We start from the raw sequence: 24,595 nt of genomic DNA on the forward strand, positions 1-24,595 counted from the left end.
AATAGACAGGGGCAGGCGACACTCTCTGTATCAAAAGGGGCAGTCCGATCAAGTAGTTGCCTACGATAGGACTGCCCCAGTTTGCTATCCATTCTTCAGTTCGTCATCCTCTGTAGATTTAGCCCAGCTCTCCCAGCACCCGCGCGACCAGCGTCCGCGACAGGATGACCGGCTTGCCTGTAATCTGCTTGACCGTCCGCTTCATTTCCTCCGTATAGCCCATGCAATCCAGCAAGATCAAGTCTACATCATGCTCCTTCAGCGAAAGTGCCGCCTTTTCGATCTCGTCGCCCGGCAAGTACGGAGAACCGGCTGCCGTGAAGACCTCGAGTCCGTCGCGTTCCCATTTCTCCAACGAAGCTTCGCGCTGCTCGGGTACCGGATTGATGACGCCGAGCTTGCCCTTTGCCAGCAAGCCGTGAACGGCGTTGTTTAGGATGCGGTCCGGCTCCAGCAGTAGAGCGTTGCAGTCAAAAGACGGAAAATGACCGGTGCACAACAGCAAAATAACGTCGACTCCATCTGCTTGCAGCTCGTCGATCCGCTGCTGCATCAGGTGCAGGATGGACTGCTTGGACATCGTAACCTGCGAGCCGTCCCGCAAGCGGCTGACCAGCACATTTTCACCCGGCTTCGGCGCAAGGGCTGCCAATTCTTCCGGGCCAAGCCCGTCCAATGCCCCTTTTTCCACGACCTGAAACTCGGTGAGAAAAGGCAGCATCTCCGGCGTTACATCGACACGCGGTGATTGACCGATGGTGATTGCCCCCAGCTTTTTCATACGGCGGCTCCATCCGGGGAAAGCGAATTCTGTTTTTTCAGAAACATCGAGGCAGTCGCTCCGATCGCCATGATCGGGTCCATGGCGGGCAGCTGCAGCCTCTCCATCAGTTCCTTGGCAAAGCCGATCGTGGCAAAGCCGGTGCAGCACAGCACGATCGATTCTGCTCCTTGTTCTTTCAGCCACTTCGCCGCTTCGAGCGCATTTTTCCGTCCTTCCGGGGTTTGCAGATCAAGAGTAGTTCGCACTCCATCGGGCCTTTTCATGCCGACATAGGCATCCCCGAGGATTTGTTTGACCAGCGGCGGTGCATCATCGAGAATCGTCAATACACCCGCCTTGCGCGACATCGCCATCGCCTGATGGGCGGCAGCCGAGCCCGCTCCGATCACCGGGACACGGACAGCCTGTCTCACTTCCGCCAAAGCCGGGTCGGCCGCGCAGCTGATCCCGATCGCTTGACAGCCCTTTGCCTCCAGGCGTTTGGCCACCTCAATGATTTTCGGGACCGCAATGTCCTCTGTTTCCTGATCGTAGATGCCTTTCGGCTGATCCCAGATGCACTCGCTCACTACCGGAATCTGGTACTGTCGCTCGATTAGCTCCCCGTGACGGTGTACATCGCGGGGATCGGAAAGCGTGAGAACACGAATAATGCCCAGCATGCCAACCCCTCCTGTCAACTTTGCCTTGTGTTTTCCTTACATTATAGGCAGAGCCGTTTGGCGAGGAATACGGCCTGATCAGCTAAAAAGACGGATAAAATTTGTCCCTTATGCACAAATCAGTGCTTGCAGAAAAAAGAGAAAAGCCACCTCTGGGGTGACTTTTCACGTCGTGTGGCATTTCAATAGCTTGACATGGCTTTGACTTCGCTTTTGTACTTGTTCCAGAAATGCTTTTCGTTCTTTCGTTCTCGTTCCTCTACTTCTGTCTGGTTTCTGTTTCCGCTTCTTCGGTAGCCACTTCTATGTGTTCAGTTTCTGCGTCTTTCGCTGTGACTTCTGCTGGTTCTGCTTGGGCTATTTCTGATTCTACGGCTTCTGTTTGTACTTCTACTGTTTCTGCTACTACTGTTTCCATAGCTTCTGCTTCCAGTTCTTCTTTTTCAACTACAACTGTCTCCACAGCTTCTGCTTCCACTTCTTCCGCTTCCGCAGCCTCTTCCGCCTCTTCTTCATCCACAAGCTTCAAATTCCAATCAAGCCTCCGCCACAGGCTGTCCTTATTCAAAACAAGGCTTCGGACATAGTCGGTATGCTGCTTGGCCTTCTCCTCACTGATCGTCCCCAGCCAAAACTGACGGCCAGCCACGTAGCTGATGCCGTACTCCAGCCAGCCCGAATACGATTCCTGGGCCACGACCGCCACTTTCCTGATCAACTCCCATGATGTTTCCTCGGATATGTATCCGACAAAAGCCCCCATCCTGCACAAATCGACATATCTGCCAAAATCCCATGCTGCGATGCCCGCCAGAGGAAGCTTGTGCATGTACGCCTTTACCAGGATGTACTGCATATGCTTTTCCGTATTTTTCGGCAGCGTCTCAAGGAAGGCTGATTGATCCGCCATAGACAGAGTGGACAAGAAGCTACGCATTTCGTAAAAGGAGGTGCGATGCCCCTCTTCCTGAAGCCAGCGCAGGTTGTTCATCAAATCCTCGGTGCTCTCGATTCCCCAGCCTCGTTTCAGAGACCGCCGGATTGCTTCGAGATTCTCTTCGGTTGGCTCGATTTCGTAGTTGTTTGCGGCATCGTAGCCGTTCATCTCAAATAAAACGGCCCCCAGCGCCAATCCCCACAAGTCGGTCGGATCGAGTGTCGCTTGTTTGCTGCTCATCGGCTATTCCTCCCCCTGCCAATAATGTATGTCGGGAACCTCTTCAAGCTCCTGGTGCCATACGAAGGGAAGCGAAGATGGCCACAAAGCTTGGGAGGATTGTTTTTTACGGAACAGACCGAAAAGCCCTTTCTTGCTTTGGCTGACGATTCCCTCGTAACGGCGCTGATACTCGGCATTTCCGGGAACGGCCTCCAACGCTTTCTTGGCAAAAGCAGCAGCCTCTTCCATCCTGCCCAGATCAAAATAGACCATGCTTAAATAACTGCATGTATCGCCGTCCGCTTTGAGCCGGTAAGCCTGCTCCAGGTAAAGCGCAGCTATCTGATAACGCTCCAGGCGGTAATGAACATAGCCGGCATAAAACAGGAGGGTCGGGTCCCACTGCTCCTTCGGTACCACATTGCGGAAATTGTCTGCGATGGCGACAGCCTCTTCCCACTCCCCTTGCTGGATCGAGATGTTGAGCAATGAAGTGGCGGCCCATTCGCGATAGTCCTCGCCCAGCAGCAGCTGCTTGAGATACGGAATCGCTCTCGTCTGAGCATTCTCCTTCAGCAGGCTGTATACAGCCATTTTGACCAGATCCTGATTGTCTGGGAACTGGGCAGCCCCGCTGCAGTACACTTCCCGTGCTTGCTCCTCGTCTCCCATCCCGCGATACACGTCGCCCATCACCAGATAGGCATCGGGGTCGTTTTCGTGGCTCTCTTTGTAATATTCAATGGCCCCGAGCGCATTCTCGTAATCTCCCAACTTGAAATGGCAGATCGCGATAAAGTAAAAGGACAGCTCGTTGTCCCCCCACCGTTCGGATTCGTGAAAGCCTTCTATCGCCCTGTCGTATTCGCCCAGACGAAAATGGCTGTATGCCTTTCGATGCCAGGCCCCGGAGAAGTTGTACTCGTGGTTGATGACGATCTGATGGTCATCTCTGGATTCCTTGTAATGATTCAGCCAATAGTGGGCGAGCCCCCTGGTCGAATAATAAATCCAGCGTGTAGGGTTCAACGAAATGGCCTGATCGGACAGCTCCACGCAGCGTTTGTATTCCTTCTGGCAGCGATATGCCTCCGCCAGCTGATGGAGAATCTCGGGATGGTTGGGCATAAGCTCCATGGCGGCGGTCAGGTCTTCGATGGCCGCCTCGTATTGGTTGCTTTCCACATACGTAGTACCCCGCTCCAGGAGAATCGCCCACTCGCTGTCCCCTGCCTGGCGGGCAAGCTCCAACGCCTTATCCAGATGAGCGAGTCCTTCCTCCGTCTGTTCCTGCTTGATCAGCGCCCGGCCCCAGAGCAGCTCCATGTCCACTGTAAGCGGAATGGCTCTCTGAATGCGGTCGAGTGATTCTACGCACTCCTCATACCGTTCCAGATCGAAGCAGACGCTCGCCAAGCAAAACCTGCGCTCGTGATCGTCCGGCGCCTCCTGCAGTTCCTCCTGAAGCTGATCGGCGAGCAAGCCGTTTAGCGCAAGCAGGCGGACTTGTACGTCGATGTCGTACGGACATTGAACGAGTATCCGCTTCAGCACCGCCCTCGCCTCGGTCAGCTTTCCAAGCGAGACATAGCAGCGGGCAAGCCCGCTCAAAGCGAGTTCATTGTCGGGAGAAAGCGAGAGGACATGCTGATAGTCTTCTTGCGCCTCTTCGTACTTGCCAATCTTCCGCAATATGTTTGCCCGATGGATGTAGCCGTCGATCTCCTCCGGAAGCACCTCGGTCAGCCGGTAAAAGGCATGAAAAGCGTTCTCCAGATCGTCTTTGCGCAGATAGAAGTGCCCGATCATCCTCAGCAAATCGGGGTCCTCGGTAAACATGTTGGAAGCAATCGCGAGGTACTTCTCGGCTTCCTCCAGCTCATTGTCCAGCATCGCCCGAAACGCGTGCTCCCGGCAATCGATAAAGTCGTCGTACTCGTAATCGCTGTCCTCGTCTTTTTTCAAAAAATCGTAGCGAAGCTCCCACGGCTTTTTGATCTGGTTGATGACAAAGCGAATGAAATTTTCCGGAAACTCCTGGGAAAGCTCCATCTCCTGATCGGTCCAGAAGAAGTAATCGTTCAACAGCCTCCATATTTGACGGGGCAAATGGTACTTCTCCATCAGGAATGTCAGCATTTCTTTGTTGGTCCGCTGCTTGACTTCCAGCTGCCAGTATTCTTCCTTTTCCAGCAGCGCCACCCATTTCTCGCGGTCAATCCGGGATGGGAAATCAGCGTAGAGCACAGTCACTTGCGAAATAAAATGCTCGGCAAGCTCCTCGGGTGTGGCCGGCTCTTTTCCCGCTGAAAAGCTTCGGCTGGCCAGCCTTTCTCCCGCTTGCTCAGGGACCCCTGCTTCAAGGGCTTCCCCTTCGCGGGGTCCTTGCTCCCGGACGCCAGTCCATACCGCTTCTGCTGCCGGAGCTGCTTCCTCCTCCGGATCGAGTACAAAAACAGAACCAGCCGCATCGCCTGACGCAGCCGCTTCCTGTAAAAATTTCGCTTCGCGGAGGGCATGCTCATACGCTTCCCGCAGCCGCTGAAACCCTTCCGGATCGTCCTCCGGGTGATAGGTTTTCAACAGTCTGGCATACGCTCGCTTGATTGCCCCCTGATCGGACGTAGGTTCGATACCCAAAAATTCCCAACTGTTCATATTAATAGTCCTGGCACCTCTCAATCCGATCCAGCACAGCCTTCAGCAGCTCCGCTTCCTTCTTGATTTCCGCATCATTTTGACGCTTGAGGACATTTTCGAAGCGCTGCAAGGCTTGGGCGATCTCGTACCGTTTTTCCGCCAGCGATTCTTCGTACATCCTCTCTCCCCGTGCCAGGAGCAGCCTGTTTTCCATCCTGTCTCGGGGATGGATCTTGATGGCCTCCAGCTCCTTCAGACGTTGCTCGATTTCCTTGCGGGAAACGGCCCCGGGGTTCTCTTCGATAATCATCCGTTTTTTCACGCCCGTCTCGACGACGGTGACCTCTACTTCCAGAATGCCGTTAATATCGTAAGTGTAGCGGACGTCCACAGCCTGCTGGCCAGCGGTGGCGGGAGGAATCGGGATTTCCATCTGCCCGAGCTTGATGTTGTTTTTCGTCAGACGGCTCTCTCCCTGATAAATCTCCACCTTGATCACCTTTTGGTTCTCGTGCACAGGGTAAAGACGCTCTACCTTGCTGACCGGGATCGTACTGTTGCGTTCAATGATCGGATAAAAATGACCCGACTCGTAGCTTCCCGAGTCCGTCTCGACCGCGACCATAGTGCCGAGCGTGTACGGACAGACGTCAGTCAATACCACTTCCCGCAGCGCTTCATTCCGCTCCTTCATCGCGGCCTGAATCCCCGCTCCCAAAGCCACGGCTTCATCCGGGTGGATATGCGATGCAGGCAGGCGCCCAAACAGTTTGCCGACAAACGAATAGATGAGCGGCATCCGTGTAGCGCCGCCGATCAGTACGATAGCGTCCAGCTCGCGCGGAGTAATCGACGAATCGCGCAGGGCCCGCTCGATCGGAGCGCGGAGCTGAGCAAGCAGCGGCTTTGCAATGACTTCAAATTCATCCCGGCCGATCTGCAATTCGTAGGTCTTGTCATCGATCATGCAGCTCATCGTGCCGTACTTTTCTGTGCCGAGCTGCCGCTTGCACAGCTCCGCCTGCTTACGCAAGGCGTTCATCGCTTTTTCGCTGACATCGCTCGCTGTCAGCAGATGGTGCTGGAGAAAGTGCGAGCAGAGAAGCTCGGTGAAATCTTCGCCGCCCAGGTAGTTGTCACCGGCGATCGCTTTGACCTCCATGACCTGATCAAACAGCTCCAGGACGGAGACGTCAAAAGTCCCGCCCCCGAGGTCAAAGACGAGGAATTTGGTTTCCGGGTCCTGGAGATGCAGACCGTAGGCGATCGCGGCCGCCGTCGGCTCATTGAGCAGCCGCTCCACTTTCAAGCCGGCCAATTCTCCGGCCCTCTGCGTGGCTTTTCGCTGCGCATCATTAAAATAAGCCGGAACGCTGATCACGGCCTCTGTCACGGGTTCTCCCAGAAATGCCTCTGCATCCTCCTTCAGCGAACGGATGACAAATGCAGACAGCTCTTCCGGGGAAAATGTATACGATCCAAGCTGAAAGGTTTTGTTGCTGCCCATATACCGCTTGAATGTCTCTACTGTCAGATGGGGATGTGTAATCAGACGCTCCTTGGCCACTTGTCCGACGAGGATCTCCCCATTTTCATCTACACTCACAACAGAAGGCGTCAGGTTGCTTCCCAAAGCGTTGGGAATGATCACTGAGCCCTCCTCTGTCCAACAAGAAACCAGGCTATTGGTCGTACCTAAATCAATGCCAATAATCGGCATAATACGATCACATCCTACAAAAAATTCTTGAAAGTAATCATAGCATTTGCCAATATATTGAATCAACTTTCACTTTTGGAAAAATCATGAATCGTTTTTCCTATATATAAGGACAAGCAAATGAAACAGGACTTTCGGACCACGCTGCCATTTGCTGTGCGGACCGCAAATGGCACAAACCGGCATTTTGCCTCGTCTCGCTTCTTTCTTCGCAAAAAAGCGCAAATCTGCTGTTGAGGCAGACCTGCGCTTCTCGATTTCCTCTATTTTAGTGAAACGATCTCCAAAAATCCCCATTCTCGCCAATGATGTCCGCGATCTGCGAAAAAGGGATGCGGAACGTCGGAAAGCCTGCAGCGTAGGGCGCAATTTCATACGGAGCAAAGTAGAGATACAGGGCGTTTTCCTTGACATAAAAAGGCTGATCGGGACTGATTCCTTTAAAGGAGTCCGGGAAAACGTGCGAGTATTCGGGATTGTTTTTGATTTGGTTGCCGACGATATCGCTCAGTACCCTGACGTAATCGCTGCCCGGCTTAAACAGGTCTTTCAGAGCATAGATCCGTCCGCTGACCAAATCAATCGGGACATAAGTCATGGTCGGCATTCCGTGAGCGGCGCCAAACGGGTAATTGTAGCCGGTCAGCTCCAGCTCCACCAGCCGATTTTTGAAGAACGCCACAGCAAAATCGCCAAAGTAGTTGTAATCCAACTGTGCATTTGGATCAATCGGTTTGATCTGGGACAGCTCACGCAAGCGTTGGTTGACCGCCTCCTGCGCCTGTCTGTTCGCCATGCCCCTGATTTCGGGGTAGTAGACGAGATAATCTCTGTTCGGAGCGTACTTGTGCTCGACAACCCGGTACTGACCAGTCAGCGGGATGGCGGTGTTTTGCTTCCAGACCAGTTTTCCGCTGCGGTCATAGTAGGATATCCGTTGATCGACAAACGCCTTGACCAGCTCCCCTTCCAGCGTCAACGTTCCGCTGCCCGGGACGACCGGAAGATTTCTCGCCACATGTCCCGTTCTGTCGATGAAAAAGGTTCTCTGGCCATCGGTTGCAGATGCTACCCCTTCTTTGTACTCGGCGACCTGGTCGTAGAGAAAATCGGTCAGGAAACGGCCGTCTGTGTCCGTTATCGCATAGGCCGATCCGATGTAGGGCTTGCTCGGATCCTTTGCCCGGCCAACAGCGAGACGCCCTGCTCCCAGCATATTGATGTCGTTGTATTCCGGCTTGATCACGTACGCCCCGGTCTTGTCGATCAGACCGTACAGATTTTCCGAGAAATCCCTGGAGGCATTGACGATGGCTCTTCCCGCTTCGAACGGCAAGGCCACCGAAAATTGCGGCGGGATGACCACCTCGCCGGATTCATTGATGTAGCCCTTGGGGCCGCTCTCCGTCTCCGAGAATGCCAACAGGCCGTCTCCCGGCGGTCCTACATAGGGATGCTGGTAGGAATGAAGCGCCTTCCCGCTGCGGTCGATGAGGGCGAATTCTCCCTCCCTGACCTGCACAAGCGCTCTTCCGTCCTGAAAGTCGTTGGCAGACATATACACCGGCGGGATAATTTCCGTGCCGGAAAGATCCAGGTAGCCGTAATGGGAACGGCCTTGTGCATCGACCTTTGTGAAAACTGCCCGCCCCTCCTTATACGTTCCGATATAGGAGTAAGGCGTGGCCGTTAACATGTTCCCTCTTTCATCAATGACCCGAAAGCCGCGGTCATCGACAACGGCTGCCCGCCCTTCGGAAAAGGGGGCAATCGACTGATAAATAGGACCTACGACAAATATCCCGAGCTGGTTGATCAGGCCGCTGTGGTTGTTTGCTTGCACGACGGCCAAACCGTTATTTTGAAAATCTTCGGCGTAGTCAAAACGAGGTGAAATGATAAAACGTCCGTTTCTGTCAATGTACCCCCATTTTGTACCTTCTGCCGTTTTGACGGGGGCGGGGTACAAAGCAGCCCTGGTTTGCAGCTCGCTGCGGATCAACCGGATAACCGACTGCCATTTTCCGGCGGATGACGGGCGCAGCTTCACCGCTGTAGCGAGCGAGTGAACCGCCTGTGCCGGCAGTCCTGCTTTTTGCTCGGCACTGGCAAGCTGGTACCAGAGACTCGCATCTTCCGGCCGTTCTTTTGCCTGTTCCCGAAGTTGCGCAGCTATCTGCTGAAAATAGGAAGGAAAGCGATCATTGGCTTGCTGCAATCGCTCCCCGTTCCATTTGTATACATCGGCCGTATACACCCCTCCCTCCTCCTGCTGCCAGAGGATGATCTCGGCAATCCCGTCCACTCCCGCAGCAGATTCGAGATCGGCTACTTCCAGCTTGTGATAGGAGAGAGGGGGCATCGCTCTGTTCAAAAGCCCGCGCTGCGTCCACTCATAGACAGCAAGCGCGGCTGGCTCTGCTTCTCCCGCTTCTCTGGTTGTCAGCACAAACGGCCAATCATGCCGGGTTTGAATCAACGCAGCTTCCCCGTCAGCCTGCCAGCCGATGATGACGTCAAACTTTTCGCTGCTGGTCACGGGCGCCGTGTGCAGATCGCAAATGACCGCCTTTCTGCTGGAAAGCGTCTGGACTGCATACCAGCCGTCCGCTCCATTTTTCCATACCGTGAAAAAGGTTTCCCCGACCCACCTGTAGGCGCCAGCCAGCTCTGCCTCTCCATCGCCGTCCAGATCGCGCAAACAAATAAACGGCGAGGGAGCCTCGTCCGACGGCGCCTTCCCTGCTGCTGCGAGGATCTTTGCTCCACAGGGCAAAAGCTTATCTACCGTAAGTTCCAGCTGTTTATCCCACATTGCCTAACTCTCCCATGTAAATGTTTTGAGATATCATATGTGGGCAAATACAGGTGGTGACCCAAAATGCTGGCCATGCGACAGCCGTTACACCGGGGGGATTTCCGGTTCAGGTCCCGGCGTCATGTACCCCACCAAGGCCTGTTGAAGCGTTCCTTTCATAATAGCTTTACTGTCAAACGATATTCCGTTTCTGATCATGACCTTTACGATTTCCGGGCGCATACCGGTGATGACACCCTTGCAGCCCATCATCGCTATGCCTTCGAGCAGGTGCAAGAAGCGTTCCATCACGGCTATCTCCATTTCGGCAACGCCGGAGAGGTCCAAAATCAGCACCTCGATTTTATTCGTGCCAATCTGCGTAATGACTTTATCCTCAATTAAAGAAAAACGATGGCTGTCTATCGCTCCTACCAGCGGCAAAATGCACATGGCAGGCTTTAACGGAATGAACTGGACAGATAAATAGTCGACGAGTTCTCTCTGCTTCTGAATAAGCTGCTCCTTGTAATCGGAGTAGCTGATAAAGAAATAATTAAGGAACCGATCGACCAACTCATTGATTTGTTTTTCCAGCGAGTAGAAGTTTTCCCGGCTGCTCTCGAGATTCTGCAGCTTGTCATAATTGTACAGGAAATCCCAAAGAACCCTGCGGATGGATTGCACCCACTCGAGCTTGAACGCTAATGTCAGCGAATGCTTGGCCCAGACAACCCCTTCCTGTCGGGCGAAGGAAATCACATCGTGCTCGCGGCCATCGACGATGTAAAGGACCAGCTTATGAGCGTTCGCCAGCAAGTTGACGTTTCCCACCTGCTGTATTTCGTGTATTTTCTCCTTGACGTTGACCGCCTCAGCCAGCAAGCATTGTTCGAATTCGTTCCGATTTTCCAGAAAGAAATCCCGCAGCTCCTGGCCTGCTGTTGAATGCAATTTCAATTCAATCACTCCACGAGTTAACCTTGTTGATTCCTTGGGGATGCTCAGCGTGAAGCGTGTACCCTTTCCTTCCTCGCTGTAAACCTGAATCCTGCCTCCATGTTGATGAATGACAGAAAACACTTGGGTCAGTCCCATCCCGGTCCCGTCGACTTTTGTGGAAAAGAAAGGGGTGCCCAGCATAGACAGCTTTTCCTGCGGAATTCCCGTTCCGGTATCCTCGATGGAGATAACCACTTGCTCCTCTTCCACCTTGTGTTCAATCGTGATGGCTCCCTTGTCCGGAATCGCTTCAAAAGCGTTTTTCAGCAGGTTGAAAAATGCTTTTTTAAGCTGATTCTTCCGTCCATACACGCAGGCGTCCGTATTGTGAATTTTCTTTCTTATCTCCACGCGATACAATTGGTCCTGAAAAAGATGTACCAAGGATTCCAGCTCTACAGAAAGATTAACGGACTGTATGGACTCCTCCTCCAGATCGGGCTTGGCTACATGCAAAAGGTTTTCAAGCGTAGCCAAAGCATTCTGCAGTTCCGATTGGGCAATGTCAACGTATGTTTCATTCGGCTCCTCCTTGAGCAACTGCAAAAAACCCTTTACGGCTGTCAGCGGGTTCTTTACCTCATGTGCAATCCCTGCGGCGATTTGCCCTACTGAGGCTAGTTGACTGATGTGCACATCATTTTTTACACGATGCGTTTCCATGAAGTTCACGTCCTGCTCCTTTCCCCAGCTTGTGAGAGAACTGTTTGCTCCCTTTCTTTCGTTGGATATTTTTTCATGGGTAGTTCTTCTTTCTTTTAAAGCTGGGCAATCTCCTTTTAAATTTGTCGAATTTGTCCCGTTTCCCCTCATTTAAACAGGAGAGGCGACAGATAAACGGAATTTTCGTGCAATAGGAGCTGCGAGCACTGACCCCTTCTTCATACAATTGCGGCCTTTTTGTTCCAGGCATAAAAAGGACCGGAGAAGTTTCCGGTCCCGATTTGCAGGAATAGGAGGCTCCTTGTCAGCCCCTTCCTTCGCTGTCTTATTCAACGGCTACGTAAATCCGAACGACTGCATTCTGCGGATCAAAGTCACGGGCATCGTACAATTCAAAGTCTCCGGTAAAGGTACGGCGCTCCTGTGAAGTCGCAGACCATTCCCAGATGCGCTTCCACGCTTCGGTCACGACGGCGCCGACCGGCCCTCTCTCCGAGGTAAAGACGGCATACTTCGCGGCCGGTACCGAAATGACCTCCATCCCCTCTTCTGCCTCGCCAGCTTCCGACTCATGGCCGATCAGCACGGTATATTCGCCAGCCGCTCCATTTTCGTAATTCGCATAAAGCGTGTAGGTGAGATGAGGGTTTTTGACTGCTTTCGCCCGTCCGCTTACATCCGTGGTGAAAAACCGTTCCCACAGGCCCGGAATTTTTCCTTCTCCCCGTGCTTCCCGCTCATTCGTCGTCCTGGCAGCAATCCCCTTTATGTACAAAGCATCCTGAAAAACATAGGTCGGTTCCATCCCAATTGCTCCCTTCATTGTCTCTGTCTTTACAAACACATTTTACGGGTAGAAAGTTGACAACTGGGTGTCATGTTTGATCAGCCAATTCCCGTTTTTTCCGGAGGCGCTTGCACCTGTATATCCCTATGCTTCTTTTTTCTGTTTCCCCTGGTAGCACATGCACGTCACAATATGGTCGTTTACCATTCCGACGGCCTGCATGAACGCATAGCAGATCGTGGTTCCCACAAACTTGAATCCCCGCCGCTTCAAATCCTTGCTCAGCCTGTCGCTTACCTCTGTGGAGGCGGGCACCTCGCTCATCTCTTTGAAATGGTTTTGGACCGGTTTCCCGTCCACAAATGACCAGATGTACGCACTGAATGAACCGAATTCCTCGACAACCCGAAAATACGCCTTGGCGTTTGCAATAACAGCGTTGATCTTCAGCTTGTTTCTGACGATGCCTTCGTTTTGCAGAAGCTCGTCTATTTTCCGCTCGTCATACTTGATGATTTTTTCGGGCTCAAAGTTGTCGAAAGCCTGCCGGTAGTTCTCTCTCTTTTTGAGGATTGTGTACCAGCTCAGCCCTGCTTGCGCGCCTTCCAGATTCAAATATTCAAAGAGCAGACGGTCGTCGTAGACCGGAACGCCCCACTCCTTGTCATGGTATTCGAGGTAAAGCGGATCTTGTGTCACCCACCCGCATCGGTTCATCTGCCTGTCCTCCTGTTTTCACCATTGCAAACAAACGTTCGCAATCCGTTTCTTCTATCATATACCGGAGCCGCTTGTTTATCAATCTCTTCGTTTCGCTCCATCGATTACCTTAGGTAACACCCGTTGTTCAAATCAAAGGTAGCGCCAGTATAATTCCTCCCCTTTTCAGACAGCAGAAATACAACCGTGTTTGCCACATCGACAGGCAGCACCGGGGACTTGATCAGCTCGTGCTCTCTGTATTCGTTCTTTCTCCACACAGGCAGCTTGTCCATCATCGAGGTATCTACCAGTGTGGGTGCTACGCAATTCACCCGGATATACGGCGCAAAATTCATCGCACAGCTTTTGGTCAGACCGACTGCGGCCGCCTTTGACAGACCGTATACGGCATCAGAGCTTCCTTCCAATCCCGAAACGGATGACAGGTTCACAATGACTCCGGCTCTTTTTTGATCAAGCAGCATTCTCCCGAACAGCCTCGAAAAGTAGATGAATCCCTTTATGTTTACGTTGATCACCTGGTCGATTTCATCCACGTCATAATCGAGGATGCTTTTTCCCAGATAAATGCCGGCGTTGTTGACCAGCCCGTTGATTGCGGGATGCCGTTCGCTGGCCCAGGCGAAAAAGCTTGCAACCTCCTCGTATCTCGTGACGTCCAAAGTGTATACGTCCAGCGCGTCCGAGTTGATAGATTGCTTGATTTCCGCAAGCTTCTCGCGATTTCGGTCGCAGGCGATTACGTGGGCATTCTCTTGAATGCATTGTCTGGCAATTTCAAGCCCGATGCCTGAAGCAGCGCCCGTAACGATAATGGCTTTCTCTTTCAGCAATGTCGGCTTCCTCCCTTTGCGGAATCAGGAATCTGAATATCCATGCATATCATCCTTGTGCATATGAACATGCTGACGAATTGCCAAGCTTCAACAAGTTCGTTACCATACGATGGAATTCTCTTTAAAATTTACATGTTTCATACTGTCTGTATTCTAATATAATTCAAAGAATAGTTTACTATCATGAAAACTGATTCTTTTTCATCTTTTTCTTCATTGAAAATGATGATGTTTCATGAAATAAACGAATGGAGATTACTTGCTTATGTCCACCGACTCGAAGATCCTGAAAGCCTTGTTTTTCATTCAACTGCTTTCGTCCTTTCTGGTCGTCGCCGGTCATTTTACCGCTTCCGTGCTGGACTTTACCGATCCCTTCTGGGTGCTTGCCTTAAACCAGATCAGCCGCTATGGCACAGTGCTTTTGGCCATCGTGAGCGGATACATGACCGCCTATACGCTTGAAAAGAAAAAGCCGGGCTTTTGGCAGTTCTTTTCGGGAAAGCTCACCTACATCTACGTGCCGTTCCTGGTGTGCGGCGTCTTGTATCATTACTTGCTCAATGACGTGTGGCCTCGCACTTCCACAGATTTTTTCAACATCTTTCTGGGAAAAACGGGCGGCCACCTGTATTTTGTGTTTATGATTTGCCAGTACTACCTGTTCGCCTACCTGTTCCGCAATGTGATTACCAAGAAAAACATCCTTTTTCTCATTTGGGTATTCATGGCGGTTCAATATGTGTACATTAATTACCTCCACCAGGGGTGGCTTGGCTTGACGACTCGCCATCTTCTCCCGACGTGGATCTTCACGTTTTATATCGGCCATCTGGTGTACTGGTATCGGGAAACCATCTTTGCTTACCTGCAAAGGAAACAGTCCTACCTGATTTTGTTTACAAGCGTCTCCGTCATCAGTGCTGTCTTTTTCATCCTATCCAGCAAAATGTATGTGGCGGTTCATCTGTCCTTTGTGATTGCGACACTGATTACCTTTTTGGTCATGGTCGTCTTCTTCCTGGAGCTGGTCGACAAGGTACAGCTCAAGTTTCGCAAAGGTCTTACCTATTTTATCTACCTGTTTCACTCGGCCTTCCTCATTCTCTACAAGGAATGGCTGAAGGATCTTTTCGGAAATGACGTCTCGTGGCTGTTCAGCAACACGTGGTATTCGCTGATGTATTTGCTCGTCGTCTACGCGAGCACGGGGCTTGCTTCCATCCTGCTGGTGCAAATTACGAAAGGCATTGAGAGCCTCATCAAGACGAGGTGGCGGGTCATTCGGGAGAGATATGAATAAGACGACAGCCGAAAAAGGCATCCAAGCTGATTGGGTGCCTTTTTATATATTTTGGTGTCCCTGCTTTTTTGCTTTCACTTTCTTGCTCTCAGAAGCAGTCTTCGCTATCCGGGTGCATGGCGGGCTGAGGATGAAATTGGTAGATGCTCAGGTTGATTGATTTCCCGCCGATCACCTCGACCCCTTCCCCTTGCAGCAGAAGCATTTGCATGGTCCGGGATTCCTCTTCCTGCAAGCTGATCTTCCCTTCCGCGTTTATGACGCGATGCCACGGAAGGCGATGCTTATTGCTCATGGAATGGAGGATTCTGACGACCTGCCTTGCCCCCCTCGGACTTCCGGCTAACGCGGCAATTTGCCCATAGGTCATCACTTTCCCCGGAGGAATACTGCGGATGATTGCCACCGCTCTTTCTGTGAATGGCCGCATGCTTTTTTCTCCTTTTCTACTGCCGGGGAAGCCACTGGCAGGTTTGTCCAGTTTCCCCTCTGTTTTTGACAGAAAATTTATGCTACGCTACTCGGTAAGCAATCCTACCCATACTAACGGGATTGCCATCCTGGTTTTTGAAAGGAGCTGAATGGTTATGAGCACATATTTGAACACTCGTTACGATACAAATCATCACCACTTGTCATTCTGCAGGGGGATGCATACCCATTGACTCCCCCCATTTCAGGAGGAGGTACTGCATGCAGCGGAAAACGGCATTGCTTGTCATTGACGTACAAGTAGGAATTGTCGAAGGACCCGAAATCGGTCCGGTTTTTCAAAAGGAAGACGTTTTGCAGACCATAACGAAACTGATTTCCACGGCGAGAAGCCAGTCCATACCTGTTGTTTATGTTCAAGATTTGGATGTAGCCGCCCAAGACTCGGCCGAATTTCAAATACATCCCGAGATTGCGCCGCTTTCCGGCGAACTGGTCATCCGAAAAAAAGCAACAGACGCGTTTCAGCTCACGGAATTGCACAAAGAACTTCAAGCGCGGAAAATCAACCATCTGGCAGTCGTCGGTTGCAAGACGGAATACTGCGTAGATACGACGTGCAGAAGGGCGACCACCCTCGGATATGATGTGACACTGGTGGCAGACGCCCACTCGACGACTGGCAACGATGTTCTTTCGGCAGAGCGAATCATCGCTCACCACAACGCGCTGCTGCATGGTCTGGACAATGTCAGCGGTTTTGTCATGGTGCGCCATTCAGGCGAAAACGTTTTTGAACCGACCCACGATCAGTATAGATAAAAGCGAATGAAACAGCAAACCCCTCCCGACAATGCTGGGACTCGCCCGCTTGTCTGGAGGGGTGTTTTTCTATCGTGGGATCTCTATATGAATGTTGCGTCCGTACTCTGAACGTGTGGCAAACTGAATGTACCCGGCCCTCCGAAAGGCATTGGCCATCGGTTCGTTATGCACGTCGGTATCCGCCCGAATAGGAGTGACCCCCGCTTTCAGCAGGATGTCCGTTCCCCGCCCAAGAAGCTGATGGATGTATCCGCGTCCTCTTTGCTCCGGCATCACGCCGATGTAGCCGATCGTAGCAAAGGCAGGGCTTTTCGCGGGCATCACCAATCCGATGCATTCATCGTCCTGGTTATAGGCAAGCTGCCACCAATGCGGATCATACACCAGCTGCTGCAGGTCCTGAAACAATTCCAGCGCTTGTCCCCTTGCTCCCAGGCGCTCACTGTCATGCAAAATGCGACGGTCCAGCGTTCCTTCAGATACGCGCATGACAGCTTCGATAAAGACCTCGTTGCCCACTTCGGCGAGCGAGCGAAAGGAGAGACCTGCAGGCACGGGAATGTCTGCAATACCCGGCTTCCACTCAAAGCGACAGGTCTCCCGCTCCAGGCGAAACCCCATCTCTCTGAGCAGCTCCCTGCGCTCTGTCGGAAACGTCTGCCACTGGGGGGCCAAAGGAGGAGTATCCAGCACATGCCCCACTTCCTTGACTCCCATGCCGCGCAGGGCTTCCAGCGCTGTTTGCAGCAGTTCTTTGCCGAGAGAAAGGGAATCCTCACTATCCCATGGAATATCGAGCAATACCAAGTCAAGCGGTTTGTCCAGCTTGGGCAGTGTCCAAAATGCTACACGTCCCCGCAGCCGGTTCGCTTCCTCTATGACAAAGCACCATTCCGGGCGCATCGAACCGACTGCGATCATCTTTTCTACGTAACGCTTTACCTCCTGCACGCGGGCCGGATCGCTATTGCCTACTCCTGCGAAATCATCAATCTCTTCCGGTCTGATCGGGCGCACTGCGGCCACTGTCATTCGCTTCCCTCATTCCTTTTTATAAAAACGGGTTTTGAAACCGAATTTATGTAACCACCAAAATAACTGTTAATAGTTACAAGCTGATTGTATCACAACCCATCCCAGCCCGGCAACCACATTTTCCCAGCGCCTTTTGTTCATTTCGCGATCCGACGCGATCCAACAGAATGCTGCCCCTTCTTAACCGAACAGTAAACTGGTTTTGCTTCTCACTTCGCCTCAAGAAACCACACTTTGCTAATCACCTGATCGTTGACCTCATAAATGGCCAAGGCTTCAAATGCTCCGCGATTGTCTCTTCCCGTAATTTCCTCGCGGTCGATGACGTAATTGGAATAGCAAATACGATCTTTGATAACGCAATGGTTGTTCGGATTTTCCTGGAACATTTTCGCGTAACGTTCTGTCAGCGCTTTTTTTCCACTGACCAACACATTTCCGCTCGGATGCTCCATGATCAAAACATCCTCGGCATACGTGGACACAAATCCCGCCAAGTCCTGGCTGTTGTAGCAGAGCAGCTGCTGCTGCACGATTTCCTCCGGCGTTTTGTTCTTGTGCACAAAAAAGCCCCCCTGCAATGTCTTTCTTATCGCGGCCTGCGGTCATGCAGCCAGTCCTTGCCTTCCACCTTGCCTACGGAAGCCATCAAGACGGAGAGATGCTCCTGGCCGTCAATTCCCAAATATTCATTCATTTCTTTGTCGAACCAGTGGCCGATCGTGGACACGCCCAATCCCAGGCCATTTGCCGCGATATGCAGATTCTGGGCAACGTGGCCGGCATCCCACCAAATGTACCGGTACGCCCGTTCCCTGTATTTATGCCGTGTACGGTTGACCACTGCCGTCCACACGAAATTGACAGCCGCCCGGCGCGTCATTTCCTGATTCTCCGTCAAGGCATAAGCCGTTTCAGACACGTCCTCCAGCTTTAACCCTTCCAGGCACCACTCTTCCACATCCAGGTGATACAATCCTTTTTCCAAGCCCTCGACGTTGTTTACGAGCAAATAGGTCTCGATCGGATACAGCGCTCCCGCGGAAGGGGTCGCGCGGATTTGGTAATCGCCCATGTCGGCGGTGATGCCTTGGGTTCCCCAGAGCAAAATGTTCAATTCATTGAGTGTCATCGGTTCACACAGGAAATTCCGTCTGGAACGCCGATTCTTCATCAGCTCCCAAAGATCCGGGGACGGGGGCAGCTCTCTTGGTCCCAAAGGTATGCGGACTACCGCATCGTCATACCGCATGTAAGTAGGCGGTCTTTTGTCAAAGTCATATTTGGCGGCCCAGCCTTCCTCCAGATCGCCGACTGCGTATGAGGTCGCCTGTAAAAATTCGTTGCATAGTCTTTGCCATTCCGGATGCATGGTGTTCTCCTCCTCTTGTGCTTGCGACTGTATCTCGCTAAAATCGAGTATACGAACAGCACAACCATTAGTAAAACGATGTTTATTAATATAATTCATTAGATTTTACTAATAATTCAAGGAGAATCCCTATGACACTGGCCCAATTGCAAGTGTTTATCGCCGTGGCCGAAGCGAAAAATTTCACGAAAGCCGCTGAATCTCTCGGTTTTACACAATCGGCTGTCTCTCAGATGATTCAAAGCCTGGAAAAGGAACTGGGCGTTCCTCTGTTTCACCGCAGCCGAAAAGGGGTCGCCACGACCAACATCGGGGAGAGAATGCTGCAGCATGCAAGGGAAATGCTGCGGATCAGCTCGCGCATGCAGCAAGAGGCAAAAGCGGCGCAAGGGATCGAGACGGGTACGCTGCGGATCGGTTCCATCCACAGCGTGTCCAATAAAATTTTGCCCGGCTTGATCGGCTCATTCCGCAAGCTGTTCCCCCAAGTGGACATCGTCTTGTTTGAGGGGGAGTATGAAGAGGTAAACAGTTGGATATCCGGCTCTGTCGTCGATGTCGGCTTTACCACCGTGCCGGGAAAGGATATGGAGTCATACACGCTTGCAACCGACAGAATGGTCGTGGTTGTCCCCGATGACCATCCGCTGCGGAGCGAGCCGTATCTCACTTTCTCCCACATTCGGGACAAGTGCTTTATTATGCCGAAGGACGAATGCATCAAAAAGCTGCTTCACACCAACGGGCTTGCTTCCACCGTTGCTTTTGAAGTCCGGGACGTGACGACGATTCTGGCCATGGTGCAGGAATGGGTCGGGGTCACGATTGTTCCGGAGCTCTACTTGCCGGAAATGCTGCCCAAGGTAGTGCCCGTCCCTTTGTCTCCCACGATTACGAGGGAGCTGGTCATCAGTACCCGCAGCTTTGATTCGGTCTCGCCGATAGCGGCAGAGTTCATTGTGCACAGCCAGCACTACATCAAGCAGCGAGCCGTCGCGATTTAAAAAAAGATCTTGCTCCTGAAAACAGGCAGCAAGATCTTTTTGGTACATACTTAAATTGTGCTTCCGTCGAATTCGATGTCGTGGTCGTCTCCATCACCGGAGAATTCATACTGGAGATCATCTTCGACACTATCAATGATTTCGCCGTCAATATTCGCATCTTCAAATTCGTCCCAGATGTCGTTGCAAATTTCTTTTACGAGTTTTTTCAACTGGCTCTTAGTCAAATCATTAAATTCATCTTCATAATCATCGAAGTCAATCGCGATCTCTACGGAGATGTCATCCTCATCGCCGCTCAGCGAGATGTCCCATTCAAGGTCTTCGTAATCGCCGTAATCGTCATTCAAATCGGTTTCCAGATCATCGATGCGATCATCGACATCGTCGTCCTTGCTGCTCTTTCTGTCTTTGAGGTCGTCGATTTCATCTTCCAGATCGGCAATTTTTGCTTCCAGATCTTTGATTTTCGCGTCCTTCGTTGCGACTTCCGCTTGCAGAGCGGTTACGCGCGTATCCGGGCGGTCTTTGACATCAATTGTGTAAGTCGTTCCATTCCAAACGACATCCTTGTTAAAGACGTTGGCCATCATCCGCACCGGGATATAGGTGCTTCCATTGACGATGAACGGCTCGATGGTCGTTGGAACATTTACACCGTTATACATAACTTTGATATTATTGTAGCTAGCCTGCACATTCTTTTTTCCGACAGCCGCATCCGTGGTGACCGGCAAGAAAGTCGCACCCGCGAGTACTACAGACGACAAGATCGGTACCCATTTTTTCTTCCACATACTACATCTCTCCCATCGTATTTTTCTGTGATGCAAAGCATTTATTTCCAATATTCAGTTGACTGGTGGCTTCACCAAAGCTTAATCGCTTTCCCTGCTACTACTGATGCTCCCGCCGGTATGTACTTTCGCGGTGCTTCCCGCATACAGTGCCCTCATCGTTCGTGGCCAAAGCATCATCTTTTACTGTACCTGTGAACGGTGAAAAAACGGTGAAATTCTGCGCCCTCTTCCAACTTTTTTTCATTCATTTTTCACGAAAATACGGTAACATGATCGCATAATGGGTTATGTGAAAAAGGGGTGGAAAGCCGTGCACATACTGGTAGCAGAAGATGATCTGATGCTGGGTCAACTGATTGCCCATCTCTTGAAGAAAAAAGGCGGATATCAGGTAGAGTGGCTGACAACAGGTGACGATGTCTGCGAGTACGCTTTGAAATCGCACTACGATGTCCTGATCCTCGACTGGATGCTGCCGGGAGAGGAAGGCGTGAGCATCTGCAGCCGATTGCGGAAAGAAGGCTATTCGGGGGCTATCATCATGCTGACCGCCAAGGATGCGCTTGAGGACAAGATTAACGGATTGGATGCCGGAGCCGATGATTATTTGATCAAGCCTTTCGAAATTGATGAGCTGCTCGCCAGAATTCGGGCTGTCAGCCGGAGAAACTTCGCTCCGATCCAGGAACAACTGGTCGAGCTGCAGAATATTCGCGTGAACCTGACACAGCGCACCGTTTTTGACGGAGAAACAGAGGTTTACCTTACTCCGCGGGAGTTTCAATTGCTGGACTTGCTCATCCGCAATAAAGGCCAGGTATTGTCCAGAGAATTGATCTACGACCGGATTTGGGGGTACGAGGCCGACGTCTCTCTGAAGACGATCGATGCCACGGTCAAGCTGCTTCGGAAAAAGCTAAACTGGAATAGCGAAAAGGACTACATACAAAGTATTCGCGGGGTGGGATACAAGCTTGATATCTGACTGGTTTTCACGCACTCGTCTTCCTTGGAGAAAGGACGTATTTGTCCATACCCAGACCAAGCTGGCCTTTCAGTACAGCATCGTCATCATGATTTTTCTCTCTCTTTTCATTACGATTGTCTATTTTTTGGTCCACTTCGCGATCTTTTTTGAACAGGAAAGACAACTGTACACCATCACCGAGCAACAGGCCCAGATCATCAAGGAATCGCTGCCGGATGAAAACCTCGACCAGCAGGATCTCGATGACCTGAGCACCATTCGCGAAAGCGGCAGGCAATTTTTTTACTATTACATAAAGCCGGATGGGAAGCTCTTGTTTGGAGATGCATGGAACCGCCGCTTGCAGCCGGAACTGCTGAAGCTGGTACAAGACTGGACACCCGGCATCCGGGAAGTCCGCTACGAGACCATGACGATCCCCACTCCTCCCAGCAACAAGCGGGGGACCAATGCTTCTCCGAACAAAGTAAAGGTAAAGAACAAAGAGGCGGATCGCGAAATAAACCTGATGATTACCGGCCAGCGCATCTATCATGGCAATGAATTAGCCGGAACGCTTTATACGGGGCGCGAAATATCGTACACCTACGAGCTGATCAAAAGGCTCCTGACGATTTTGATCGTATTGGGCATCCTGTTTCTCGGGGTTGCCGTCCTGCTCAGCTACTTTATGTCCAAACGCGCCATGATCCCGATCCGGCAATCGTTTCAACGGCAAAAGGAGTTTGTCGCTGACGCCTCTCATGAACTGCGGACACCGCTCAGCATTCTGAACTCCTCGCTGGACGTGTTTGAAATGGAAGACGGCGAGCACCTCTCCGACTTTTCAAAGACCGTCCTGGTCAACATGAAGGATGAAGTAAAGCGGATGGCCAAAATGGTCAGTGATCTGTTGACCCTCGCACGTTCGGAAACGGATCGCCCGGCTCTTACGGTTGAGCGGTTTGATCTGGTCCCGACAATCGAGCAGCTGGTGAGCTCCACAGGGCCACTGGCGCAATCCAAAAACATCAGCCTGCATCACCACATGCCCTCTATTCTGATCGTGTACGGCGATCATGAACGAATCAAGCAGCTTCTCTACATCCTCGTGGACAACGCGATCAAATACACGCCGCCAGGGGGAGAGGTGCACCTCACTGTATCTGTTGAAGCACGGGAGAAGCAAACCATGATTCTCATCAAGGTACGGGACACCGGCGTCGGCATCGCGCCAGAGGATGCGGAGCGCATTTTTGACCGCTTTTACCGGGTTGAAAAAAACCGTTCCCGGAAGATGGGAGGAACAGGTCTGGGACTTGCTATCGCCAAGTGGATTGTGGAAATCCACCAAGGCAACATTCATGTCTCCAGCGTTCCGGGCCAGGGAAGCACGTTCACCGTGGCGCTTCCGATTTCTACAAGCAAGAGCGCAGCGATTTAGTCCGCTGCGCTCTTTCCGTTGTATTTTCGAAAGCATCCACTGGCCTCCCGTTATTTCGCTAACAAAACTGAGTCAGATCAACAACTCTGGTGCACAGCCGGTTGATCAGGCTTTTCTCGTGGCTTACCACGAGCACGCCCATTTCTTGCTTGCGGGCATAGTCCAGCACGGCGTGCCAGATTTGCGCCTGGGTGATCCCGTCGAGCATCGCTGTCATTTCATCGGCGATCAAAAAACGGGTTTGCGGCCGGAGCGCCCGCGCTACACAAAAGCGCTGAAGCTCCCCGCCGGACAGCTCGTTTGGCCAGCGGCTGAGCCACTCCTCTTGAATGCCGAGAGCCGCCAGCAGCTGTTCATCCGGCCCCCCGCCCTCCGCAAGCGTTTTGCGCATCCTCCAACGGGGATTGACCGCTTTCTCCGGGTGCTGGAATACAAGCTGGACAGGATGGTACCCGGTTGCGGGGAGCGCTTTGCCATCCAGTGCAACGCTGCCCTCATGCGGGCGCTCATACCCGGCCAGGATGCGCCCCAGCGTTGTTTTTCCGCACCCGCTCGGACCGATCAGACCAACGACTTCACCCGAACGTATTGCAACGCTGACTCCCCGGAGGACCCACTGATTTTTGCTGTATCGAAACCCGATCTCACTTGCTTCAAGAAGCATGGATACACCTCACCATCCCCTCGCGAACCGCTCGCATCTCCGGCCGTCCTGCCGTACATTCGGGCGTAGCCATCGGACAACGAGGCTGAAACAGGCAGCCCTCGGGAAGCGCATTGGGATGCGGCTGAAAGCCCGGAATGGGCGCAAAGTCGTTTTTCGGAAGCGACCTCCACAGCGCTTTTGTATACGGATGGCGGAGCGCTTCGCCACCTCCGGAAAAGTCCTGTACAGGTGCGACCTCGACCGTCGTGCCTGCGTAAAAGACGGCGATCCGGTCTGCGATTTCAAGCGCCGTTTCGATATCGTGAGTGATGAGCAGCACGCCGCGCCCCTGATCAGCCAGCTCCCGAAAGCAGCCGAGTGTTTCCCGGACAGCGGCATCATCGAGACCCGGCGTAGGCTCATCCGCGATCACAAGCCGGGCACTGCTGACCAGCGCAGTGGCTACCAGCACACGCCGTGCCATGCCGCCGGACAATTGAAACGGGAGCAGCCGCTCCACTTCCGGCGCCAGGTTGTACCGGGCAAATGCCTCGCGCTGGATTTTGCGGGCAGCTGCACGGTCTGGAGAGCTCCCCCTCGCAATCTTTGCAGCGTTCCGCACCTGTTTGCCCACCTGCATCAGCGGGTCCAAATAGTTGACGGATTGCGGGATGAGCGCGATCTCCCGTCCTCTGATCGCTTCCTGGTACTCGGCTGTAAGCTTTTGGCCCGCAAATCGGATCGATCCCGAAATAGCAGCATTGCCCGGCAGTATCCCGAGTATGGCATGGGCAAGCAAGCTTTTTCCTGATCCGCTGGAGCCTACCACGGCTACAATTTCACCAGGGCAGACGGATACGCTCAAATCCGCAATCACCTTCAGGCTGCTCTGCCGAAGGCCGCTCGTATACTGCGCAAATGAAATGGAGAGCTCCTCCACCTCAAGGATCGGTTTGCTCTTCGTCTGTGTTGGCACGTACATCCTCCTCTCTTA

At 52.3% G+C, this 24,595-nt stretch carries 22 protein-coding genes; 5 read left to right on the top strand and 17 right to left on the bottom strand.

Going from position 1 to position 24,595, the window contains the following annotated elements; all coding sequences use genetic code 11:
- Positions 1 to 118: 118 nt before the first annotated feature.
- The 10 genes from EDM54_RS04285 to EDM54_RS04330 form a co-directional block, all read right to left on the bottom strand.
- Complete coding sequence (locus EDM54_RS04285; protein WP_039070157.1) at positions 119 to 781, bottom strand: AroM family protein; 663 nt, start codon at positions 779 to 781, stop codon at positions 119 to 121.
- The gene (locus EDM54_RS04290; protein WP_003390060.1) at positions 778 to 1,446 is read right to left on the bottom strand and encodes an aspartate/glutamate racemase family protein; all 669 of its coding nucleotides are present in this window, start codon (positions 1,444 to 1,446) and stop codon (positions 778 to 780) included. Before EDM54_RS04290 ends, EDM54_RS04285 begins: the two co-directional genes overlap by 4 nt.
- 259 nt (positions 1,447 to 1,705) lie before the next feature.
- Positions 1,706 to 2,623 (bottom strand): DUF1266 domain-containing protein, encoded by a 918-nt coding sequence (locus tag EDM54_RS04295; protein ID WP_122957821.1) that lies wholly within the window; start codon positions 2,621 to 2,623, stop codon positions 1,706 to 1,708.
- Between the two features lie 3 nt (positions 2,624 to 2,626).
- On the bottom strand, positions 2,627 to 5,263 hold the full coding sequence (locus EDM54_RS04300) for a J domain-containing protein (protein ID WP_024985237.1): 2,637 nt from the start codon (positions 5,261 to 5,263) through the stop codon (positions 2,627 to 2,629).
- A 1-nt stretch (position 5,264) separates the two neighbouring features.
- On the bottom strand, positions 5,265 to 6,965 hold the full coding sequence (locus EDM54_RS04305) for a molecular chaperone HscC (protein ID WP_024985236.1): 1,701 nt from the start codon (positions 6,963 to 6,965) through the stop codon (positions 5,265 to 5,267).
- A gap of 268 nt (positions 6,966 to 7,233) precedes the next feature.
- Positions 7,234 to 9,780: a WG repeat-containing protein gene (locus EDM54_RS04310; RefSeq protein WP_122957822.1), complete on the bottom strand. Its 2,547-nt coding sequence runs from the start codon at positions 9,778 to 9,780 to the stop codon at positions 7,234 to 7,236.
- A gap of 87 nt (positions 9,781 to 9,867) precedes the next feature.
- Positions 9,868 to 11,427, bottom strand: a complete 1,560-nt coding sequence (locus EDM54_RS04315) for an ATP-binding protein (protein ID WP_122957856.1) — start codon at positions 11,425 to 11,427, stop codon at positions 9,868 to 9,870.
- Between the two features lie 325 nt (positions 11,428 to 11,752).
- Entirely contained in the window at positions 11,753 to 12,232 is a 480-nt protein-coding gene (locus EDM54_RS04320; RefSeq protein ID WP_003390067.1) for a GyrI-like domain-containing protein, read from the bottom strand.
- A gap of 126 nt (positions 12,233 to 12,358) precedes the next feature.
- Entirely contained in the window at positions 12,359 to 12,931 is a 573-nt protein-coding gene (locus EDM54_RS04325) for a DNA-3-methyladenine glycosylase I (RefSeq protein ID WP_003390068.1), read from the bottom strand.
- Positions 12,932 to 13,038: 107 nt separating this feature from the next.
- On the bottom strand, positions 13,039 to 13,770 hold the full coding sequence (locus EDM54_RS04330) for an SDR family NAD(P)-dependent oxidoreductase (protein WP_024985232.1): 732 nt from the start codon (positions 13,768 to 13,770) through the stop codon (positions 13,039 to 13,041).
- A 268-nt stretch (positions 13,771 to 14,038) separates the two neighbouring features.
- On the opposite strand from EDM54_RS04330, the gene EDM54_RS04335 reads away from it, so the two are divergent.
- A complete protein-coding gene (locus EDM54_RS04335) occupies positions 14,039 to 15,076 on the top strand; it encodes an acyltransferase family protein (RefSeq protein ID WP_003390072.1) in 1,038 nt (345 codons plus the stop codon).
- Between the two features lie 88 nt (positions 15,077 to 15,164).
- Here the strand turns inward: EDM54_RS04335 and EDM54_RS04340 are convergent, their stop codons facing one another.
- Positions 15,165 to 15,506: an MGMT family protein gene (locus EDM54_RS04340; RefSeq protein WP_122957823.1), complete on the bottom strand. Its 342-nt coding sequence runs from the start codon at positions 15,504 to 15,506 to the stop codon at positions 15,165 to 15,167.
- A 263-nt stretch (positions 15,507 to 15,769) separates the two neighbouring features.
- Here EDM54_RS04340 and EDM54_RS04345 point away from each other — a divergent pair, with 263 nt between their 5' ends.
- Positions 15,770 to 16,330, top strand: a complete 561-nt coding sequence (locus EDM54_RS04345; RefSeq protein ID WP_122957824.1) for a cysteine hydrolase family protein — start codon at positions 15,770 to 15,772, stop codon at positions 16,328 to 16,330.
- Positions 16,331 to 16,399: 69 nt separating this feature from the next.
- On the opposite strand, the gene EDM54_RS04350 is transcribed toward EDM54_RS04345, so the two are convergent.
- The 3 genes from EDM54_RS04350 to EDM54_RS04360 form a co-directional block, all read right to left on the bottom strand.
- Positions 16,400 to 17,365 carry a GNAT family N-acetyltransferase gene (locus EDM54_RS04350; protein WP_035990070.1) on the bottom strand — a complete coding sequence of 322 codons (966 nt, stop codon included), beginning with the start codon at positions 17,363 to 17,365 and terminating at the stop codon, positions 16,400 to 16,402.
- A 212-nt stretch (positions 17,366 to 17,577) separates the two neighbouring features.
- Positions 17,578 to 17,931 (bottom strand): nuclear transport factor 2 family protein, encoded by a 354-nt coding sequence (locus EDM54_RS04355; RefSeq protein WP_003390076.1) that lies wholly within the window; start codon positions 17,929 to 17,931, stop codon positions 17,578 to 17,580.
- A 26-nt stretch (positions 17,932 to 17,957) separates the two neighbouring features.
- Entirely contained in the window at positions 17,958 to 18,740 is a 783-nt protein-coding gene (locus tag EDM54_RS04360; RefSeq protein WP_024985227.1) for a SagB/ThcOx family dehydrogenase, read from the bottom strand.
- Between the two features lie 131 nt (positions 18,741 to 18,871).
- On the opposite strand from EDM54_RS04360, the gene EDM54_RS04365 reads away from it, so the two are divergent.
- Positions 18,872 to 19,744, top strand: coding sequence for a LysR family transcriptional regulator (locus EDM54_RS04365; RefSeq protein WP_024985226.1), 873 nt, complete (start codon positions 18,872 to 18,874; stop codon positions 19,742 to 19,744).
- Between the two features lie 50 nt (positions 19,745 to 19,794).
- Here the strand turns inward: EDM54_RS04365 and EDM54_RS04370 are convergent, their stop codons facing one another.
- Positions 19,795 to 20,541 (bottom strand): stalk domain-containing protein, encoded by a 747-nt coding sequence (locus tag EDM54_RS04370; RefSeq protein ID WP_003390080.1) that lies wholly within the window; start codon positions 20,539 to 20,541, stop codon positions 19,795 to 19,797.
- A gap of 313 nt (positions 20,542 to 20,854) precedes the next feature.
- Between EDM54_RS04370 and EDM54_RS04375 the strand changes: the two genes are divergently transcribed.
- Both EDM54_RS04375 and EDM54_RS04380 read left to right on the top strand, forming a co-directional pair.
- A complete protein-coding gene (locus EDM54_RS04375) occupies positions 20,855 to 21,529 on the top strand; it encodes a response regulator transcription factor (RefSeq protein WP_003390081.1) in 675 nt (224 codons plus the stop codon).
- Positions 21,519 to 22,955: a sensor histidine kinase gene (locus tag EDM54_RS04380; protein WP_122957825.1), complete on the top strand. Its 1,437-nt coding sequence runs from the start codon at positions 21,519 to 21,521 to the stop codon at positions 22,953 to 22,955. The genes EDM54_RS04375 and EDM54_RS04380 overlap by 11 nt, the downstream gene beginning before the upstream one ends.
- Before the next feature lie 58 nt (positions 22,956 to 23,013).
- Here EDM54_RS04380 and EDM54_RS04385 read toward each other — a convergent pair whose 3' ends face one another.
- Positions 23,014 to 23,619, bottom strand: coding sequence for an ABC transporter ATP-binding protein (locus tag EDM54_RS04385; protein WP_003390084.1), 606 nt, complete (start codon positions 23,617 to 23,619; stop codon positions 23,014 to 23,016).
- Complete coding sequence (locus tag EDM54_RS04390) at positions 23,609 to 24,577, bottom strand: ABC transporter ATP-binding protein (RefSeq protein ID WP_003390085.1); 969 nt, start codon at positions 24,575 to 24,577, stop codon at positions 23,609 to 23,611. Before EDM54_RS04390 ends, EDM54_RS04385 begins: the two co-directional genes overlap by 11 nt.
- Between the last annotated feature and the right edge of the window lie 18 nt (positions 24,578 to 24,595).

This window comes from Brevibacillus borstelensis (assembly GCF_003710865.1).
GTDB lineage: Bacteria > Bacillota > Bacilli > Brevibacillales > Brevibacillaceae > Brevibacillus > Brevibacillus borstelensis.

What these genes read in the sequence shown, in the direction of transcription:
- EDM54_RS04360 (WP_024985227.1), bottom strand. Translation starts at nt 18,740, where the DNA reads ATGCATCCGGAATGGCAAAGACTATGCAACGAATTTTTACAGGCGACC.
- EDM54_RS04335 (WP_003390072.1), top strand. Translation starts at nt 14,039, where the DNA reads ATGTCCACCGACTCGAAGATCCTGAAAGCCTTGTTTTTCATTCAACTG.
- EDM54_RS04370 (WP_003390080.1), bottom strand. Translation starts at nt 20,541, where the DNA reads ATGTGGAAGAAAAAATGGGTACCGATCTTGTCGTCTGTAGTACTCGCG.
- EDM54_RS04325 (WP_003390068.1), bottom strand. Translation starts at nt 12,931, where the DNA reads ATGAACCGATGCGGGTGGGTGACACAAGATCCGCTTTACCTCGAATAC.
- EDM54_RS04305 (WP_024985236.1), bottom strand. Translation starts at nt 6,965, where the DNA reads ATGCCGATTATTGGCATTGATTTAGGTACGACCAATAGCCTGGTTTCT.
- EDM54_RS04350 (WP_035990070.1), bottom strand. Translation starts at nt 17,365, where the DNA reads ATGACAGTGGCCGCAGTGCGCCCGATCAGACCGGAAGAGATTGATGAT.
- EDM54_RS04320 (WP_003390067.1), bottom strand. Translation starts at nt 12,232, where the DNA reads ATGGAACCGACCTATGTTTTTCAGGATGCTTTGTACATAAAGGGGATT.
- EDM54_RS04285 (WP_039070157.1), bottom strand. Translation starts at nt 781, where the DNA reads ATGAAAAAGCTGGGGGCAATCACCATCGGTCAATCACCGCGTGTCGAT.
- EDM54_RS04295 (WP_122957821.1), bottom strand. Translation starts at nt 2,623, where the DNA reads ATGAGCAGCAAACAAGCGACACTCGATCCGACCGACTTGTGGGGATTG.
- EDM54_RS04345 (WP_122957824.1), top strand. Translation starts at nt 15,770, where the DNA reads ATGCAGCGGAAAACGGCATTGCTTGTCATTGACGTACAAGTAGGAATT.
- EDM54_RS04340 (WP_122957823.1), bottom strand. Translation starts at nt 15,506, where the DNA reads ATGCGGCCATTCACAGAAAGAGCGGTGGCAATCATCCGCAGTATTCCT.
- EDM54_RS04365 (WP_024985226.1), top strand. Translation starts at nt 18,872, where the DNA reads ATGACACTGGCCCAATTGCAAGTGTTTATCGCCGTGGCCGAAGCGAAA.
- EDM54_RS04315 (WP_122957856.1), bottom strand. Translation starts at nt 11,427, where the DNA reads ATGGAAACGCATCGTGTAAAAAATGATGTGCACATCAGTCAACTAGCC.
- EDM54_RS04385 (WP_003390084.1), bottom strand. Translation starts at nt 23,619, where the DNA reads ATGCTTCTTGAAGCAAGTGAGATCGGGTTTCGATACAGCAAAAATCAG.
- EDM54_RS04310 (WP_122957822.1), bottom strand. Translation starts at nt 9,780, where the DNA reads ATGTGGGATAAACAGCTGGAACTTACGGTAGATAAGCTTTTGCCCTGT.
- EDM54_RS04300 (WP_024985237.1), bottom strand. Translation starts at nt 5,263, where the DNA reads ATGAACAGTTGGGAATTTTTGGGTATCGAACCTACGTCCGATCAGGGG.
- EDM54_RS04290 (WP_003390060.1), bottom strand. Translation starts at nt 1,446, where the DNA reads ATGCTGGGCATTATTCGTGTTCTCACGCTTTCCGATCCCCGCGATGTA.